A 2766-nucleotide genomic window follows, 5' to 3' on the forward strand; every position below is an offset into this window, starting at 1 on the left:
CATTCGTGCCAGCTTGCAGAAGTCCCTGGACCTCAAGCGCAATTCGGATTCCATCATCGAAGCCATTTCCGCTGAGGATGTTGGCAAGTTCCCGGACCGCAACGTGGCCGAATCGCTGTCCCATCTCCCGGGCATCAGCGTCGACCGCAACTTCGGCGAAGGCGACAAGGTCAGCATCCTCGGTACGGATCCGGCGCTGAACCGCCTGCTCCTGAACGGTCAGACCCTTGCGTCGACCAACTGGACCTCGGATCCGAACAACCCGGACAGCCGCTCGTTCGACTACAGCCTGCTCACCTCGGAAATCATCGGTAACGCCCAGGTTTACAAGACCCCGCAGGCGAACCTCGACGAGGGCAGCATCGGCGGTACCGTCATCGTCAATACGCGTAAGCCGCTCGACCTCAAGGCGAACACGCTGACCGGTACCGTCAGCTACGGTTACAACGACCGCGCCGATACCGGCAAGCCGAATGCGTCGGCGCTCTATAGCTGGAAGAACAACGATTCCACCTTCGGCGTGCTCGGCTCGGTCATGCATTCCGATCGCATCATCGATCGCCAGGGCACCGAGGTCTTCGGTTACCAGCGCGCGAACGATCCGACCGATACCGACCCGAATCACCAGTTCAATCCGAACGTCGTCGCGCCGGGCACCAAGGGCGTGTATCCGACTGCAATCAATACGGCGTGGTTCCAGCAGCAGCGCAAGCGCGACGGTGTATCGACCGACCTGCAGTGGAAGCCGAACGACGCGTTCGAGCTGAACTTCACCGGCCTTTACGTCACCGAGAAGTTCGACAACTTCAACCAGAGCCATTACGGCGACTGGTCCGGCAGCGCGCCCGACGCCACCGCCCTCAACTTCCAGAATGGCGTCGGCACGAGCGGCTCGTACGGTCCGGGTGCGTCGACTTACCTCGACGGCTATGAGCGTGAGTCCAAGGTCAATACGGGCACCGCACAGCTGCGCGCCGATTGGTACGGTGACGGCTGGTCGGCGACGAGCCAGGTCGGCTACACCGGTTCCACGGGTGGTTCCGAGGGCATCTGGAATGCGCAGTTCCAGGGCTTCGGTGGCTACAACTGGAACCTCGACGGCCAGCACCCGCAGATCAACTTCAACAGCCCCAACGACGCGACGGCGATGCTCGCCCACGGCGCGGGCTTCAGCTACGCCCCCAGCTACGATCGCGAGCGCTATTTCCAGACCGACTTCCGCCATGACGTGTCGTGGGGTCCGCTGAACCAGATCGAGGTCGGCATCAAGGCGACCAATCACCTGAACGGTCAGGACGCTTATGCGGCTCGCATTCCCTCGCCGGATGGCAGCGGCGTCTCGCTGGCCGATCTCGAAGGCGGCGGTACGCCGAGCGGCTACCTGGGTGGTCTCGACGGCACGGGCAGCATGGCTAACTGGAACACGATCAGCGGCGGTGGCCTGAAGGACTACGTCAACAGCCTGGTCACCAGCACGCCGCTCGATCCGAAGTCGACCTACAGCATCGCCGAGCAGAATCGCGCCTTCTACATCCAGGGCGACTTCTCCGGTGATTCCTACCGCGGCAACCTCGGTGTGCGTTATTACCGCACGCGTGACACGGTCAACGGTTACAACAGCATCGGCCCGGATCAGTACACGCCGGTGAACAAGCGCAGCGCGTATCACAACTGGCTGCCGTCGTTCAACATCGCCTATGACCCGATCGAAGACGTGACGCTGCGTTTCGGCGCGGCCCAGACCATGGCCCGCCCGCGTTATCAGGAGATGACCCCGTATATCGCGCTGGACGACCGCACGCTCACCGGCTCCGGTGGCAACACCGACCTCAAGCCGTACAAGTCGACCAACTACGATGCATCGGCAGAGTGGTACTTCTCCGAGAACAGCGTGCTGTCCGCCGAGGCGTTCTTCCGTCGCATCTCCGGTTACATCCTCAACACCAACGTCAAGCAGACGCATTACAACCTGACCAACCTGCGCGACGATGTGTATGACATGGAGATTCCGGTGAATGCCGGCGTGGCCAAGGTCAAGGGTCTGTCGCTGACCTATCAGCAGGCCTTCAAGTACGGCTTCGGCATGCTGGCCAACTACACGTATTCCGATGCGAGCACGAGCAACGATTTCCCGCTGCCGTACAACTCGAAGAACGCGTTCAACCTCAGCCCGTACTACGAGAAGGGCCCGTGGGATGCGCGCATTACGTATAGCTGGCGCTCGGCGTACTTCACCCAGATCGCACAGCTGGAGTCGGCGCAGATCACTGGTATCTTCCGTGAACTCGACGCTTCCATCGGCTACCAGGTGAATGACCACATGCGTATTTCGCTCGATGGCACCAACCTGCTCGACGAAACGTACTACGTGTACAACAACACGCCGGCCGAGCCGCTCAATGCCTACAAGAACGGCCGGACGTACACGCTGACGATGGGCTTCAAGCTGTGATGCGCCGCGCGTCGCTGGCGGTGGTGGCCTGGCTTGTCGCCAGTGCCGCCACGGCGGCCACGCCGGTGGAGAGAGACCTCTCCGCCGGTTGGCGGTTCCACCTCGCTCCCGGGGCGGTGCCAGCGATCGCGCAAAAGGCCCCGACGGACTGGCAACCGGCCATCGTGCCGGGTGCCGTCCAGACGGACCTGCTGGCGCTGGGACGGATCGGCGATCCGTTCTGGCGCGACAACGAAGCCGGTCTGCAGTGGATCGGCCTCGCCGACTGGGACTACCAGCTTTCCTTCGACGTCGACGTGGCCGCGCTCAAGCGC

Annotated in this window: 2 protein-coding genes; both read left to right on the forward strand. The window is 62.4% G+C overall.

The features are described from left to right. Positions 1-2452 (forward strand): TonB-dependent receptor (locus tag AC1DT2_RS20060; RefSeq protein WP_477298282.1); only part of this gene is annotated, 2452 nt, incomplete at its 5' end. Then, a partial coding sequence (locus AC1DT2_RS20065; RefSeq protein ID WP_477298283.1) for a glycosyl hydrolase 2 galactose-binding domain-containing protein occupies positions 2452-2766 on the forward strand: 315 nt, incomplete at its 3' end. The genes AC1DT2_RS20060 and AC1DT2_RS20065, both read left to right, overlap by 1 nt.

The organism is Luteibacter sp. P4_E6, assembly GCF_056401535.1.